Source organism: Streptomyces sp. NPDC041796, from assembly GCF_055590785.1.
In genome coordinates this window covers 277,403-292,124 of sequence record NZ_JBVJAH010000006.1, presented here as the reverse complement: position 1 = coordinate 292,124, position 14,722 = coordinate 277,403, and the positions used below count along the sequence as shown (strand labels likewise).

Annotated in this window: 17 protein-coding genes; 2 read left to right on the top strand and 15 right to left on the bottom strand. The window is 71.4% G+C overall.

The genetic code is table 11. The features are described 5' to 3' along the window. Positions 1-148: 148 nt before the first annotated feature. From ACZ6C1_RS14505 to ACZ6C1_RS14480, 6 genes are all read right to left on the bottom strand, one after another. A complete protein-coding gene (locus tag ACZ6C1_RS14505) occupies positions 149-826 on the bottom strand; it encodes a class E sortase (protein ID WP_469240847.1) in 678 nt (225 codons plus the stop codon). Positions 827-863: 37 nt separating this feature from the next. Further along, a complete protein-coding gene (locus tag ACZ6C1_RS14500) occupies positions 864-1,994 on the bottom strand; it encodes a class E sortase (protein WP_469241224.1) in 1,131 nt (376 codons plus the stop codon). Then, the gene (locus tag ACZ6C1_RS14495; RefSeq protein ID WP_469240845.1) at positions 1,913-2,551 is read right to left on the bottom strand and encodes an aminodeoxychorismate/anthranilate synthase component II; all 639 of its coding nucleotides are present in this window, start codon (positions 2,549-2,551) and stop codon (positions 1,913-1,915) included. Before ACZ6C1_RS14495 ends, ACZ6C1_RS14500 begins: the two co-directional genes overlap by 82 nt. Next, complete coding sequence (locus ACZ6C1_RS14490) at positions 2,548-2,709, bottom strand: hypothetical protein (protein WP_150175734.1); 162 nt, start codon at positions 2,707-2,709, stop codon at positions 2,548-2,550. Before ACZ6C1_RS14490 ends, ACZ6C1_RS14495 begins: the two co-directional genes overlap by 4 nt. An 83-nt stretch (positions 2,710-2,792) precedes the next feature. Further along, positions 2,793-3,473 carry a class E sortase gene (locus ACZ6C1_RS14485; RefSeq protein ID WP_469240843.1) on the bottom strand — a complete coding sequence of 227 codons (681 nt, stop codon included), beginning with the start codon at positions 3,471-3,473 and terminating at the stop codon, positions 2,793-2,795. A gap of 21 nt (positions 3,474-3,494) precedes the next feature. Continuing rightward, positions 3,495-4,265, bottom strand: coding sequence for a DUF881 domain-containing protein (locus ACZ6C1_RS14480; protein WP_469240841.1), 771 nt, complete (start codon positions 4,263-4,265; stop codon positions 3,495-3,497). Positions 4,266-4,413: 148 nt separating this feature from the next. Between ACZ6C1_RS14480 and crgA the strand changes: the two genes are divergently transcribed. Further along, on the top strand, positions 4,414-4,674 hold the full coding sequence (gene crgA / locus ACZ6C1_RS14475) for a cell division protein CrgA (protein WP_351822089.1): 261 nt from the start codon (positions 4,414-4,416) through the stop codon (positions 4,672-4,674). A 259-nt stretch (positions 4,675-4,933) separates the two neighbouring features. Here the strand turns inward: crgA and ACZ6C1_RS14470 are convergent, their stop codons facing one another. Further along, positions 4,934-5,797 carry a rhomboid family intramembrane serine protease gene (locus ACZ6C1_RS14470; RefSeq protein WP_469240839.1) on the bottom strand — a complete coding sequence of 288 codons (864 nt, stop codon included), beginning with the start codon at positions 5,795-5,797 and terminating at the stop codon, positions 4,934-4,936. Positions 5,798-5,907: 110 nt separating this feature from the next. Further along, a complete protein-coding gene (locus ACZ6C1_RS14465; RefSeq protein WP_469240837.1) occupies positions 5,908-6,441 on the bottom strand; it encodes a peptidylprolyl isomerase in 534 nt (177 codons plus the stop codon). Between the two features lie 242 nt (positions 6,442-6,683). On the opposite strand from ACZ6C1_RS14465, the gene ACZ6C1_RS14460 reads away from it, so the two are divergent. Beyond that, positions 6,684-7,394 (top strand): DUF5324 family protein, encoded by a 711-nt coding sequence (locus tag ACZ6C1_RS14460; protein ID WP_469240835.1) that lies wholly within the window; start codon positions 6,684-6,686, stop codon positions 7,392-7,394. Here ACZ6C1_RS14460 and ACZ6C1_RS14455 read toward each other — a convergent pair. The 7 genes from ACZ6C1_RS14455 to ACZ6C1_RS14425 all read right to left on the bottom strand — a co-directional run bounded on the left by ACZ6C1_RS14455 (position 7,391) and on the right by ACZ6C1_RS14425 (position 14,632). Then, positions 7,391-7,954 (bottom strand): DUF6344 domain-containing protein, encoded by a 564-nt coding sequence (locus tag ACZ6C1_RS14455; RefSeq protein ID WP_469240833.1) that lies wholly within the window; start codon positions 7,952-7,954, stop codon positions 7,391-7,393. The genes ACZ6C1_RS14460 and ACZ6C1_RS14455 overlap by 4 nt on opposite strands. Positions 7,955-8,074: 120 nt before the next feature. Beyond that, complete coding sequence (locus ACZ6C1_RS14450) at positions 8,075-8,839, bottom strand: bestrophin-like domain (protein WP_469240831.1); 765 nt, start codon at positions 8,837-8,839, stop codon at positions 8,075-8,077. A gap of 61 nt (positions 8,840-8,900) precedes the next feature. After that, positions 8,901-10,550 (bottom strand): hypothetical protein, encoded by a 1,650-nt coding sequence (locus ACZ6C1_RS14445; RefSeq protein WP_469240829.1) that lies wholly within the window; start codon positions 10,548-10,550, stop codon positions 8,901-8,903. A gap of 153 nt (positions 10,551-10,703) precedes the next feature. Further along, positions 10,704-11,480 carry a helix-turn-helix transcriptional regulator gene (locus tag ACZ6C1_RS14440; protein ID WP_469240827.1) on the bottom strand — a complete coding sequence of 259 codons (777 nt, stop codon included), beginning with the start codon at positions 11,478-11,480 and terminating at the stop codon, positions 10,704-10,706. 432 nt (positions 11,481-11,912) lie between these two features. Beyond that, positions 11,913-12,125 carry an acyl-CoA carboxylase subunit epsilon gene (locus tag ACZ6C1_RS14435; protein ID WP_469240825.1) on the bottom strand — a complete coding sequence of 71 codons (213 nt, stop codon included), beginning with the start codon at positions 12,123-12,125 and terminating at the stop codon, positions 11,913-11,915. An 11-nt stretch (positions 12,126-12,136) separates the two neighbouring features. After that, on the bottom strand, positions 12,137-13,684 hold the full coding sequence (locus tag ACZ6C1_RS14430) for an acyl-CoA carboxylase subunit beta (protein ID WP_469240823.1): 1,548 nt from the start codon (positions 13,682-13,684) through the stop codon (positions 12,137-12,139). Between the two features lie 18 nt (positions 13,685-13,702). Continuing rightward, the gene (locus ACZ6C1_RS14425) at positions 13,703-14,632 is read right to left on the bottom strand and encodes an ACP S-malonyltransferase (RefSeq protein WP_469240821.1); all 930 of its coding nucleotides are present in this window, start codon (positions 14,630-14,632) and stop codon (positions 13,703-13,705) included. Positions 14,633-14,722: the final 90 nt, after the last annotated feature.

Here is a 14,722-nt window from a genome sequence, read left to right as displayed (position 1 = left end):
CATCGGCAGAGAGAAGGCGACCCCGCAACGGGGGCGGGAGCCCCCCCCCCCCCCCCCCCTCCCCCCCCCCTCCGCCGTAGCCTCTGGGCGCGGCCCCCTGGCGCGCGTGCGGGGCGACGCGGGCCAGGCGGGACCGTGCGGACGCGACCTAGCGCAGTTCGGCGGGGGGCGTGCGGTCGCTGTCGACCTTCTCCGTGCGCTCCAGCTCGCCCCAGACGACATAGCGGTAGTCGGAGGTGAGGATCGGCGTGCAGGTCGTGAGGGTGATGTAGCGGCCCGGCTTGGTCTTGCCGGACTCCTTGGGCACCGGCTGGAGGACGTCCACGTTGTACTTCGACGTCTCCGGGAGCGTCTTGTAGACCTTGTAGACGTACCAGGTGTCCTTGGTCTCGAAGATGATCGAGTCGCCGGTCTTGAGCTTGTGGATGTTGTGGAACTTCGCCCCGTGTCCGTCGCGGTGCGCGGCGAGCGCGAAGTTGCCCTGCTTGTCGGCGGGGAGGGCGGACGTGATGGGGGCGGTGTAGTAGCCGGCGACGCCGTTGTTGAGGGTCTTGGGGTCGGTGCCCTTCTTGACCAGCACTTCGCCGTTCTTCATCGCCGGTACGTGGAGGAAGCCGATGCCGTCCTTGGTGTCGAGGGCGCCGGGGCCCGCCGACGCCCAGTGGTCGCGGACCTCGTTGCCCTGCTTGTCGGCCTCCCGGTCGGCCAGCACGTTCGTCCACCACAGGGAGTAGACGACGAAGAGGCCCATGAGCACCCCGGCGGTGATCAACAATTCGCCGAAGACGCTGATGACGCCGGCGATCCGGCTGCGCGCACGTGCCACTACATCTGTCCCGTCTGAAGGTCGAAGCCAGGCCGCCCTAGCCTACGAGCGCGTCCGGTTTCCCCTTGCTGCGCGGGCGTTCGTCGACCATCTTGCCCCACACGATCATCCGATACGTACTGGTGAACTCGGGCGTGCAGGTCGTGAGCGTGATGTACCGGCCGGGCCCGGTGAAGCCGGAACCCTCGGGGACCGGCTGGATCACCGAGACGTTCGAGGGCGGGGTCTGCGGCAGGATGCTCGTCATCTCGTACGTGTAGTACGCGTCCTGCGTCTCCACGACGATCGGGTCGCCCGGTGTGAGCTGGTTGATGTAGCGGAACGGCTCACCGTGGGTGTTGCGGTGGCCGGCGACGGCGAAGTTGCCCTGCTTGTCGGAGGGCATGGCCGTCTTGAGCCGGCCTTCCGCGTAGTGGCCGACCATGCCCCGGTCGAGGACCTTCTTCTTGTTGATGCCCTCGGCGATGGGCACGACGACGTCCAGCTTGGGGATGTACATGATCGCGAAGCCCTGGCCGGGTTCGAAGGCGTCCGGTTTGCGGCCCTCCGCCCAGGCGTTCTCGATGCCCTGTTTCGCCTCGTCGGCCTGGAAGCCGGCACGGATGTTCGTCCACCAGAGCTGGTACGTGACGAAGAGCAGCATGACGACGCCGAAGGTGATGAACAGCTCACCGACGACCCGGCTGGCGACGACGCCCACGCTGTCCTTGCGGGCCCGGGCCGCACGCCGGGCCTCGACGCGGGTGAGTGGTCTGCCGGGGGCCGGGGGCGGCGGCGCGGGGGAGGCGGGGGACGCGCCCTTGCGGCGGCGCCCGCGCCCCTTGGCGGCCTTGCGGCGCTCGGCGCGCCCGCCCGTGGGCCGCTCGGGAGCGGGTGGGCGTGCCGCCGGTTCGGCCACTATTCGCCGGGTGTCCTCGGCGCGGAGGGCCATCGTCTCGTCGTCCGGCACCGGGCCGGGGGCCGGGGCCCACGTGTCACCGTAGAGCGGTGGGGCCGCCTCCGGCAGAGGATCCGGAGTCTGGGATTCCGGCAGGTTCGCCGCCCGGAACCACGGCGAACCGTGCTCATGCTCCGGGCGTACGGGGGTCACGCGACGGCCTTGCCCACCACCGGCGCAAGCCCTGCCGACCGGCCGACAGCTCCGGTGTCGCCGCACTGCTCCAGCCAGTTGGCGAGCATCAGGTGTCCGTACTCGGTGAGCACCGACTCGGGGTGGAACTGGACGCCCTCGACGGCGAACTCACGGTGCCGCAGCCCCATGATGATGCCGTCCTCGGTGCGGGCGGTGACTTCCAGGACGTCCGGCAGGTCGGCGGGCTCGGCGGCCAGTGAGTGGTACCGGGTCGCGGTGAACGGCGACGGGAGCCCGGCGAAGACGCCCCGCCCCTCGTGGACGACCGGCGAGGTCTTGCCGTGCAGCAGCTCGGGCGCACGGTCGACGACGCCGCCGTACGCCACCGCCATCGACTGCATGCCGAGGCACACGCCGAAGACCGGGATGCCGGTGCCGGCGCAGTGGCGGACCATGTCGACACAGACGCCGGCCTCCTCGGGGGTGCCGGGGCCGGGGGAGAGCAGGACGCCGTCGAAGCCGTCCTGGGAGTGACTCAGCTCGACCTCGTCATTGCGCCGGACCTCGCACTCGGCACCCAGCTGGTACAGGTACTGGACGAGGTTGAAGACGAAGCTGTCGTAGTTGTCGACGACGAGAATGCGCGCGCTCACTGACCGTCCACCGTCACATCGTTGAACGGAAGCAGAGGTTCCGCCCAGGGGAACACGTACTGGAAGAGCACATAGACCACCGCGAGGACGAGGACGAGCGAAATCAGCGCCCGTACCCACGCGTTGCCCGGCAGATGCCGCCAGATCCAGCCGTACATGACGCCTGCTGGTCCTTCCGTCGATGCTCCTCGCATGCCCTTCGATACCGCACCAGAGTACGGGGCGATGCCCCTGGGGTGGGTCACCTGTGGAAAGCGGGGGGCTTGCCCTGCGTCACAGGCCTTGTCCCCTCCAGCCGCGCCCACGCGATCAGCCGGTGGCTGCTGCCCCACTCGGGGTCACAGGTGGTGAGCGTCAGGTAGCGGCCGGGCCTGCCGAACCCGGACCTCGCCGGGACCGGGTCGACGACACCGGTGTCGCCGGGCAGGGTCCGGTACGGCTCCTTCGCGACGCGGTACGTGAACCAGGTCGTCCCGTCGTTGAGGATCACCGCGTCGCCGGGGCGCAGCTCGGGGAAGTCCTTGAACGGGTCGCCGTGGGTACGCCGGTGGCCGGCCACCGAGAAGTTGCCGGTCTCGCCGAGCCGGGCGGTGGCGGGGTAGTGACCGAGGCCCTTCTTCAGGGTGGCGGCGCCGGTGCCCTGGAGGACGGGCCAGTGCCAGTCCTCGCCGAATCGGGGGACGTACATGACGGCGAACGGTTCACCGTCCTCGTACGGCTCGGGTGCCGCCGTGGACGTCGCCTCCGGGACCGGGGGCGGCAGCGGCGCCCGGGCCCAGCGCTCCTCCAGCGCGCCGATCTCGCCGACCGAGGCGCCCTCGGCCCGGACGCCGGTCCAGAAGACGGCGTACACCACGAACAGCACGATGAGGGTGCCGACGGTGAGGCACAGCTCGCTGAGGCTCCTGACGATCAGCCGCACAGGCCCCTCCCCGAACCGGAGCTAGTCGGTCACAGGCTTCGCGTGGTGGAGGTCCACTGTGCCCGAGTAGCCGGGAAGAGTCACCGCCTCGTGTTCGTCGACCTTCCAGCCGAGTCCGTACGCCTTCACGTACAGCAGGTAGTTCTGGACGGCGGTGGAGTCGTCGAGGGCGCGCTGGAGCTTTCCGGTGTCGCCGACGGCGGTGATCCGGTACGGCGGGGAGTAGACCCGGCCCTGGAGGATCAGGGTGTTGCCGACGCAGCGCACCGCGCTGGTGGAGATCAGCCGCTGGTCCATGACCCGGATCCCCTGCGCGCCGCCCTTCCACAGGGCGTTGACCACGGCCTGGAGGTCCTGCTGGTGGATGACCAGGTCGTTGGCCTGCGGCTCGGGGTAGCCGGGGGCGGCCTGGGCGCCGGGCGGGGCGTCGTTGAGCGTCACGGTGAGGCCCTGGCCGGCGACCTTGGTGGTGCCCGCGGCCTTCTCCAGGGCGCCGAGCCTGGCGTCCTCCGCCTTGGTGGAGCCGTCGTCGCGGCGGGCGAGGGCGTCGACCTCGTCCCGTACCGTCGCGGTCGTCTCGTCGAGCTCGGCGTTCTTGTGGCTGCGCTCGCGGATGAGGTCGGAGAGCTTCAGCAGCGAGGCATCGGTGCGGATGTTGGTGCCCTTGGCGGTGTTGAAGCTGGTGACGAAGATCAGACCGGCCAGGGCGAAGACGGCAGCCGTCAGCAACCGGACCGGCCGCCAGTTCCTGCGCCCGGCCGGCTCTTCGGGAGAGTCGGCGGAATTGCTCAACGTACCCTTATCTCCTTCAGCGCCGCGGAAGCACTACGCTAACGGACGCCCGGGTGAGGCAGTGGTCCCCCTCGCCTCAGCCCGGCGACCAGCCACAAAGCCACAGTTCCCTGCGCGGTCACGCAGCGCATCGACAGGAGAGTCCCTCGTGCCGAAGTCACGTATCCGCAAGAAGGCCGACTTCACGCCGCCGCCGTCCGCGAAGCCGCAGGCGACCAACATCAAGCTGACCAGCCGCAGCTGGGTGGCGCCGGTGATGCTGGCGCTCTTCGCCATCGGGCTCGCCTGGATCGTGGTCTTCTACGTCACCGACGGATCGCTGCCCGTCAAGTCCCTCGGGAACCTCAACATCGTGGTCGGCTTCGGCTTCATCGCGGCGGGCTTCGGCGTCTCCACCCAGTGGAAGTAGCGGAACCGTAGCCAAGGGCGTCAAGCCCTGCCCTGAGTTATCCACAGCGTTGTGCACAGCGGGTGGAAAAGGTCAGACGATCTGTGGATAACTTGCATCACGTTGACGCCGATGTGACTGCAGCCGCCCCTGCCCACAGATCGGCAGGCCCCTTGCCCTCCCTGAAAACTCCCAGGTCAGCGGCGAGGGGCACAGGCGTTCCCCACACGATGCGCAAGATCGAACACACGCTGTGGACAACGGTGGGGACAATCGGCGCTCAGCTGAGCGCAGCCGTCCTCAGAACCACGGTCAGCAGGGTCAGTCCGAGGACCAGCGCACAGGCCGCGCCCTGCACCACGGCCCGCCGCTCACGCGGGCCGTTGACCATGGCGTACGCGAGGATCACACCGGCGATCAGCCCGCCGATGTGCGCCTCCCAGGCGATCCCCTCCCGCGCGAAGGTGATCACCAGGTTGAACACGACCAGGGCGATGATGGGCCGCATGTCGCGGTTGAGCCGGCGTACGAGGACGACGGTCGCGCCCAGCAGGCCGTAGATGGCGCCCGAGGCGCCGAGCGAGGGCTGGTTCTCCGCCGCGATCAGATACGTGAAGGCGCTCCCGGCGAGCCCGGACAGCAGATAGAGCGTCACGAATCTGGTCCGCCCGAGCTCCTCCTCCAGGGAGCCGCCGAGCAGCCACAGCAGCAGCATGTTGCCGGCGATGTGCCAGATCTCCTGGTGCAGGAACATCGGCGTCACCAGCCGGTACCACTCACCGTCCGCGATCCCGACCACCCGGCCGAGATCGGGGTCGAAGGCGAACCCGATGAGCATCAGCTCGTCAATGAGCAGCGGATTCAGCCGGCCGAGGAGGAAGACCAGCAGATTGGCGCCGATGAGGACATGGGTGACCAGGTGCGGGTGGCCCGCGGTGATCCGGCCGCCGGCGATGGTCCGCGGCTGGTTGGCGCCGGGCGCGTGCCCAGTGCCCGACCCGCCGCGTACGCACTCCGGGCACTGGAAGCCGACCGACGCGTCCACCATGCACGCGGAGCAGATCGGCCGCTCACAGCGTGTGCAGCGGACCCCCGTCTCCTTGCCGGGATGGCGGTAGCAGTCCGGCAGCTGAGCCTGCTCCATGGGATCCCCTCGTCGGCCCGCGGCCTGTGCACGTAACAACGACAACGCCTCGTCCATCCTTACGGACGGACGAGGCGGAAAGGTTCCCGTCGGCTCAGGGCCGTGCCGGATCAGACCTCGCGGGTCTCGATCACCACGGACTCGATGACGACGTCCTGCACCGGGCGGTCGGTGCGCGGGTTGGTCTGGGTGCGCGCGATCGCGTCCACGACCTTCTTGCCGGCCTCGCTGGTGACCTCGCCGAAGATGGTGTGCTTGCCGGTCAGCCAGGCGGTCGGGGCCACGGTGATGAAGAACTGCGAACCGTTGGTGCCCGGGCCGGCGTTGGCCATCGCCAGCAGGTACGGCTTGTTGAAGGAGAGCTCCGGGTGGAACTCGTCATTGAACTCGTAGCCCGGGCCGCCGGTGCCGTTGCCCAGCGGGTCGCCGCCCTGGATCATGAAGCCGCTGATGACACGGTGGAAGACCGTGCCGTCGTAAAGGCGGTCGGTCGACTTCTTCCCGGTCGCCGGGTGCGTCCACTCGCGCTCACCCTGGGCGAGCTCGACGAAGTTCTTGACCGTCTTGGGGGCGTGGTTCGGCAGGAGCCGAATCTCGATGTCGCCCTGGTTGGTCTTCAGGGTGGCGTAAAGCTGCTCGGCCACGATGTGCCTTCCGTAAGTCTGCTCTGACGTCTACCGATCCTCGCATGGAAGAGCCATGCGCGAGGAAAGGTGGGCCCGTCCTCGCCGAAACGCCGCGCGACAGGGCGAACCGTGGGACCGTCGGGTTGCACCGCATTGCCCCGGATGCCCGCGTACGGCATGCCGACCAGGACGCCGACAGGCATGATTTCAAAAAGGACGGAAAGGCGAATACCGACCCCGCCACCGAGGAGGAGGATCCCGTGACCCGCAAGGACAGCGTGCGCGCCGCGACCAGTACGGCCAAGGACAGCGTGCGGCACGCCGCGGAAGTGGTGGCGCCCTACGCCGAAACGGCGAAGGACACGGCCGCGCACTACGCGCACGAGGCGCGTGTCAGGGTCGCGCCGAAGGTCTCGAAAGCGGCGCATCAGGCCCGCACACAGGCACGCGTCCAGTACGACACACGTGTCGCGCCCCATGTACCGCCGAGGGTCGACGAGGCCGCGCATCGCGCCGCGGTCCGGACCCGTCAGGCCGCACGTCAGGCGGCGGACTACACCATGCCACGGGTGGAGCAGGCGATGGCCGCCACTCAGCCCGTACGGGAGCAGGCCGTTGCCCGCTCTGTCGCCGCCGTGGCCGCGATGCGCGGTCAGGTGACGGCGAAGGACATCAGGAGGCTCGTGCGCAAGCACGAGCGTCGCGCCAGGGCGGGACGCGTGGCCAAGGGGCTCGCGTGCTTCGCGCTGCTGGCGGGCGGCGCCTACGCCGCCTGGAAGTGGTGGGACAAGCAGGCCAACCCGGACTGGCTGGTGGAACCCCCGGCTCCCACCGAGGTCTCCGAGCGCACTCCGCTGACCTCCGTCGACGGTACGGACCCGGCTTCACTCGACCCCGAGGTGGAGGCCAAGCAGGCGGAGGCCGAAGCCGACGCCGACACGGGCACGGGCACGGACGACGACCGCCGTTAGGCGGCGAGCGCGAGGCCGGTACGACGGACCGGGTCGACCTGACGGGCGGCCCGGTCCGCCGTACCGGCCTCGTCCGTGCGGTCCGCGGCCGCGGCCTGGTGGGGCAGGCCGGCGTGGTTCACGCGGGTGCGGTTCGGACGGATGCGGTTCGGGCGGATGCGGTGGTTCGGGCGGACGCGGTGCACGCCCGTGCGGCTCGGATCGGCGGGGTCGCCGGGAACGTCCGTGGCGTCGGCCGGGTCGGACACGAGAACGGTGGGCAGGCGGCGTACGGAGGGCGAGGTGCCGTGCGCCTCCGCCCGGATCCGCTGCTTGATGGTGGGCGGCAGGGACCGGGCGTACCCGGATGCCCGCGCCGGCGCGCAGCAGCGTGGCGCGGGAACCGGAACGGCCTGGCCGGCGACGGTGGCCGGGGTGGCGGCCTCGGCCTGCTCGGCGTACACCGAAATGGCGGCCTCCGGCGTGCGCTTCAGGCCGAGAGCGGTGAGGATCGCGGACAGGAGAGAGAAGAAGGCGGTCCAGAAGTGTGTGACCTTGTGCGTGACCGTGACGGCAGCCATGGCCCCTCGCTTTCGGGTTGAGCGATCTACATACCTTTCTCATGATGTGTACGCATCTCGGGAACCCGGGGAGCGACGCCGCCGCTGGGCAGTTCTTCCGATGAACACCACCCGTACGGCTCAGGCGGCCGCGGGGAAGTAGCGCGTGAACGGGTCGGGGCTGACGCCCATGACCTCTCCGAACGGCGTGGAGAGGTAGTGGATGAGGAGGCCGAGGAACACGGTCAGCACGACCATGCCCATCGCCATCATCAGCTGACCGGGACTGCGCCCGATCCCGAAGAAGAACAGCATCCCGAAGGACAGCAGCGCCCCGACGAAGATCCCCGCCCACAGCACCGGGGACAGGGTCTCCTGCGAGACCGACTCGCGGCCGCGGCGGGCGTCGTCGAGCGCGCTGAGCTGCCCGAGGAGCTCCAGGGCCGTCACCTCCTGGGACGAGGTCGCCTCGGGCGGGGCGGCGGACACCGCGCGCAGTTCCCGCACCAGGCCCCAGCCGGAGTCGGACAGATTGCCCGCGTGCCTCATCTCCGGCCACTCGCCCTGGACGACATGGGCGGCGTAGCGCGCGGCCACCGCCTCGAGCCGTTTCTTCTGGTCGGGCGGCAGCCCTTCGGCGAGGACCGTCATCTGGTGCAGGGCGCCCGCCTCGGTGGAGGTGTGGCTCTCCGCGTCGCCCCGCAGTTCCCAGACGGAGACCAGGGCGAGGCCGAGCAGCAACGCGTACAGCAGGGCGATCATCATCGACAGGTACTCGGCGACCTCCCCGCCGCCCTCCTCCTCGTCGGCCTCGGCGGGGTGGAAGTGACGCCAGGCCACGACCGCCGCGGCGGCGACCAGAGCGGCGAGCAGCCCGAGGGCCAGCGTCCCGATCACATGCTCCATGGCTGCTCCTCTCTCGTCACGGGTTCCTTCGTCACGGGCCGGCTCGTCACGGACCCGCTCGTCACAGGCGGCGGCTCGCGAGGACGACCAGTGCCGCCGCGGGCAGGAAGAGCAGCAGGAGGAACACGGCCGGGCTGAGCGAGTCGTCCCGCCGGTACGCTCCCTCCGCCCGCGCGTTCAGGCCCCGTCCGCCGGGGTCGTCGCCGGTCCGGGAACGGTCACGCCGCCCGGCGGGCGGCCTGGCCCCGACGCCCGAGGACTCCCCCACGCCCGCGTCGGGCCGCCCCGGAGCGGTGCCGGGCGGCAGCCCGGGGGGCGCCGCACCGCCACCCGGAGGGAGGCCGCCGGGGCCGGAGGGCACGGCGAGGCCGCCGGGCGGAACGGCGAGACCGCCGGGCGTGAGGCCACCGGGGGGAACAGCGAGCCCGCCGGGCGGCACAGCGAGGCCACCAGGCGTGAGGCCACCGGGGGGAACAGCGAGCCCGCCGGGCGGCACAGCGAGGCCACCAGGCGTCACGCCACCGGGCGGAACGGCGAGGCCACCGGGCGGAACCGCCAGGGCACCAGGCGTCACGCCACCGGGCGGAACGGCGAGGCCGGTGCCCGCTGGGCCGGTGCCCGCACCCGCGCCCGCGCCGGGGGCGCCGCCCGGAGCCGCGCCCGCGCCGGCGAGGGCGGCGGCGCCGAGGGACCCGGGCGCGGGGACGAGACCGGCGGCACCCGCGGCGGCTCCGGGACCGGCAGCGGCTGCACCCGCACCCGCACCGGGGGCACCGGCACCCCCGGCGCCGCCTCCGCCCGCCCCGCCGGGCGGTACGCGGCCTCCTCCGCCACCCGGCGGAGGCACCGTCCTCGGGGGCGGCGGCGGAGGCGCCGGGCGCGGCCGCACCACGAACGGGGCGGCCGCCCGCGCCACCAGCACCGGCGGCGGGACGAGCCGCGTACACGTGGGGCCCAGGGTGAACAGCCGGTCGCTGCCCCGTACTTCCGGGGCACTGCGGTACGCGCCGGGCCGGAGGCCGTTCAGCCGCGCGACGCACACCGCCACGGCGCCGGGCCCCAGGGCGGGAGGCGGACCGGCGCGGCCACCGCAGTCGACGGGGGGCCGCCCCAGGCCGGGGTCGACGAGCCGGGCGCCGTGGACCGTGCGGTTGCCCGGGTTGCTGATGGTGTACCGGACGACCGCGCGGGGGGCCACCGCGTCCCCGACGGTGACGGCGAGCGCGAGGGCGCCCGTCACGCCCTGGTAGCCGGCCGGGACCGAAGCCGTGGGGCGCATGCCGAGCGAGGGGATCTCACCGCGGGCGCGCACGGTGGCGACGTGCCGTCCCGGTGCGGCGCTGAAGCGGGCCGTACAGGTGACCGTGCTCATGCCCCGCATCCAGAAGCCCTGCCCGCGCGGACAGCGCAGCGCGTTCCCCGGTACGGAGGGGTCGGTGAGCGTGACGCGGTGCAGGTCGGCACCGGAGCGGTTGGTCAGCCGGTACCGCTTGACGACCCGGTGACCGACCCGGATGCCGATGCGTTCCGCCTGCCGGGGCGTCTTCTTGTTGACGGTGACGGACAGGACGAGTGCCGAACGCCCCACGCCGTCGGCGGCGGCCTGCGGGGGCCGGGTGACCAGCGGCCAGCCGCCCGCGTGAGCCAGCAGGAGCAGGGCTCCGGCGGAAAGGAGGAGCGTTCTGGTACGGGTGGTGCGCCTGACCGCCATCCAGGGGATCCCTTCCGGTCCTCGGGTGTGCCCGGACTGCGGCCAGCGTCCGTCACGTGTGGAGGCCCGGAAAGCCGGGAGCCCGGCGATTGCGCTGTCCGTGCGCGAGTGCACCGCGATGGCGGACCCGCGCCCGGGCTCCCGGGAGGTGGACTACCCGGCGGCGAGCTGCGGTTCGAGGAGCCCGAGTTCGGCGGCGCGCGCCCCCGCCTGGAACCGGGACCCGGCTCCGAGCTCCTGCATGAGCACCGCGACGTAACGCCGGTAGGTGCGCACGGACAGGCCCAGGGCCTGCGCGGCGGCCTCGTCGGTGCTGCCGGAGACGAGGTAGTGCAGGACCTGGCGGGTCACCTCGGTACGGCTGCGGGTGAAGACCCGGCGGTAGTGGTCGGCCGGGGTGGCCTTGGACCAGGCGCACGTGTAGAGGGTCTCGAGGGACCGCAGCACGGCGGGGATGCGGACGGTCAGCGACTGACGGCCCACCCGGCCGAACTCGGCGTTGAGCAGGGCGATGCTCTCGTCCACGATCAGCACCCCCTGGTGGCGGTGGGCGGAGATCCGTACGTCCAGCGCGCTGTCCGGCCCGTCGAGGTGCCGTCGCACATGCGGGTCGTCCAGAATCCCCGGGCCGCCCAGGACGCGGACGGTGACCCCGGCCCCGGCTATCTGCGCGAGACGGTCCATCAGCCCGGCCAGGCTCTGCGAGCCCGTGGAACCGGGAGCGGCGGTGCGATGCGGGAGAGCGAGCGAGATGGACCTGCGCGCCGTGGAGACCAGCCGCTCGGCGCTCATCCGGATCCGCTCGTCACTCGGTTCGGGGAGTACGGAAACTCCCCCGTCGGCCGTTCCATTGGTGTGGCGGGCCTTGGTCGCCACTTCCTCCACCAGGACCCGCATCCGCAGCAGCGTCTGCTCCAGATCGTTTCCCATGGGTGCGACCGCGGCGCCGCGATCGGGCCTGAGCGTGGAAATCGTCATTGTTCTGCCCCCGTTGTCTGAATCTCTCTCGTCATGCGGGGACGGAGGTTCCCAGGGTGCACCCGGCCATGGACACGCGGAATGCGGAACCCATGCGTACCCCCGTACGTGGCATGAGACGCCGGCCTTGAAGCGGACAACATTGTCCGATCCGGCAGCTTGATCAAGCTACGGGTGCTCCGGCGACAGGCGCAACAGCCCTGGGCACAAGGTGCCGCAGGGGAGATTTCGGCAACCTGCTGTTCACCGGCGCTGGCAGGTTTGTGCCGCGTGGAACCATCCGGGCCCCACCGACGTGACGGGCCCCTGAGCGCGTATCGCGGTCAGGAGCCCGAAGGGGTGCGGCACCCGCCCGCGTACCGCGGCCGGGAGCCCTGAGCGGGTTCAGCGGCCGGCCGCCCACGAGACGGGCGAGCAGTCGGCGGGGCGGTCCCAGACGGCGGCGGCCGGCGGCGGCTCGGTGTCCGGCCGGGTGCCGGCCGACGCGAGGTTGGTGAGGAGGACCGTGAGCACGGCGAGCTCCTCGGCGGTGGGGGTGCCTCTGATGATCTTCAGCAGGGTGGGTGAGAGCGGACCCTCGAACGGCGGCTGCGGCATTCCGGGGCTCCTCAGGCCGGGGGGTTGCCGTGCTTGCGCGACGGCAGCGGCGCGTGCTTGGCGCGCAGCATCGACAGGGCTCCTATCAGCGCGGACCGCGTGTCGGCGGGGTCGATGACATCGTCGACGAGGCCGCGCTCGGCCGCGTAGTACGGGTGCATCAGCTCGGCCTTGTACTCCTTGACGAGCTGCCCGCGTACCGCTTCGGGATCGTCGGCGGCGGCGATCTCCCGCCGGAAGATGACATTGGCGGCGCCCTCGGCCCCCATCACGGCGATCTCGTTGGAGGGCCAGGCGAGCGACACGTCGCAGCCGATGGAACGGGAGTCCATCACGATGTAGGCGCCGCCGTAGGCCTTGCGCAGGATGACCTGGACCCGGGGGACGGTGGCGTTGCAGTAGGCGTACAGCAGCTTGGCGCCGTGGCGGATGATGCCGCCGTGCTCCTGGTCCACACCCGGCAGGAAGCCGGGCACGTCGACCAGGGTGACCAGCGGGATGTTGAAGGCGTCGCACATCTGCACGAAGCGTGCCGCCTTCTCGGAGGAGTGGATGTCCAGGACCCCCGCCAGGGCGAGGGGCTGGTTGGCGACGATCCCGACGACCTGACCGCCGAGCCGGGCGAGAGTGGTGATGACGCTGCCCGCCCAGCGCTCGTGCACCTCCATGTGCTCGCCGTCGTCGACGATCTCGGCGATGACGTCCCGCATGTCGTAGGGCCGGCTGCCGTCCACGGGAACGAGGTCGAGCAGGCTCTCGCAGCGGCGGTCGACGGGGTCGGAGGCGGCGGCCGCGGGCGGCTGCTCCCGGTTGTTGGCCGGGAGCATCGACAGGAGGTAGCGGACCTCCGCGATGCAGGTCTCCTCGTCGTCGTACGCGAAGTGCGCGACGCCCGAGGTCCCGGCGTGCACGTCGGCGCCGCCGAGGCCGTTCTGGCTGATCTCCTCACCGGTGACCGCCTTGACGACGTCCGGGCCGGTGATGAACATCTGCGAGGTCTCGCGGACCATGAAGACGAAGTCCGTCAGGGCGGGGCTGTAGGCGGCGCCACCGGCGCACGGGCCGAGCATCACGCTGATCTGCGGGATGACGCCCGAGGCGCGCGTGTTGCGCTGGAAGATGCCGCCGTAACCGGCGAGCGCGGAGACGCCCTCCTGGATGCGGGCGCCCGCGCCGTCGTTCAGCGAGACCAGCGGCGCCCCCGCGGCGAGGGCCAGGTCCATGATCTTGTGGATCTTGGCCGCGTGGGCTTCACCGAGCGCGCCGCCGAAGATCCGGAAGTCATGGGCGAACGCGAAGACGGTCCGGCCGTCCACCGTGCCCCAGCCGGTCACCACGCCGTCGGTGTACGGCCGCTTGGCCTCCAGGCCGAAGCCGGTCGCCCGGTGCCGCCGCAACTGCTCCACCTCGGTGAAGGAGCCCTTGTCGAAAAGCAGCTCGAGGCGTTCGCGCGCGGTCAGCTTCCCCTTGGCGTGCTGCGCCTCGGTGGCCCGGGGCACTCCTTCGAGCACCTCCGCACGGATGCGCGCGAGCTCGTCGGTACTGTCCGCCAGCTTCATGCTCAACTCCCCGGTTCGTCAGGTGGTGGTCGTTGCGTTCGGGCTGTCGACGGACGTCACCTCGGTGTCGGGGACGATCCGTCGGATCATCCCGGCGAGGGTGCGGCCGGGACCGAGTTCGACGAGGCGGCGGCAGCCGAGCCGGCCGGTGAGGGTCCGCACCGACTCCTCCCACCGCACCGGTGAGGTGAGCTGGCGCGTGCCGAGGTCGGTCCAGTCGCTGTCCCCGCCGTGCGGCTCGGCGTCGACGTTGGCCACCACCGGCAGGTGGGCGGGGGCGAACGCGGCGTCCTTGAGCGCGCGCCGCAGGGCGTCGGCCGCGGGTTTCATGTAGGGGCTGTGGAAGGCGCCGCCGACCTGGAGGCGGATGGCCTTGGCGCCGATGGAGGGCGCCTGTTCGGCGGCCAGGGCGATGCCTTCGACGGAACCGGACAGCACGGTCTGGCCCGGTGCGTTGAGGTTGGCCACCCACACCTCGGCGCCTTCGGTCCGGAGCCGCTCCACCAGCGCCTCGACGTCGCCGGCGGGGGCGGCGACCAGGACGCCCATGGTGCCCGCCCGTTCGCCGGCCGCGTCGCGCATGGCCCGGCCGCGGACGGCGACGAGCCGGGCCGCCTCCTCGACGGTGAGGGCCCCCGCCGCGGCCAGGGCCGTGTACTCGCCGAGGCTGTGCCCCGCGCAGGCGACGACCGCGCCGTCCAGCGCGCCGTGGCGCACCGCCTCGGCGTGGGCGAGGATCCCCACGGTGAACACGGCGAGCTGTGCAAGGTCGGTGCGGAGCAATTGCTCGGCGGGGGTGTGCAGAAGAAGCTCGGAAACGTCTTCTCCGGCGGCTTCGGAAATGCGGTCCACTATTTCCCAGGACGGCGTTCCGCGCCAGACCTCGCCCATTCCCGATTTCTGTGTTCCCTGTCCAGGAAACACCAGGCCGATAGCTATGTCATTCATGGTCCCGCCTTCCGGGGGCGTGTTCACCAGAACACACGGGGACCCGGACCTCGCACGATTGTCCGGACCCCCGCGCAGGAGCGGGCATAC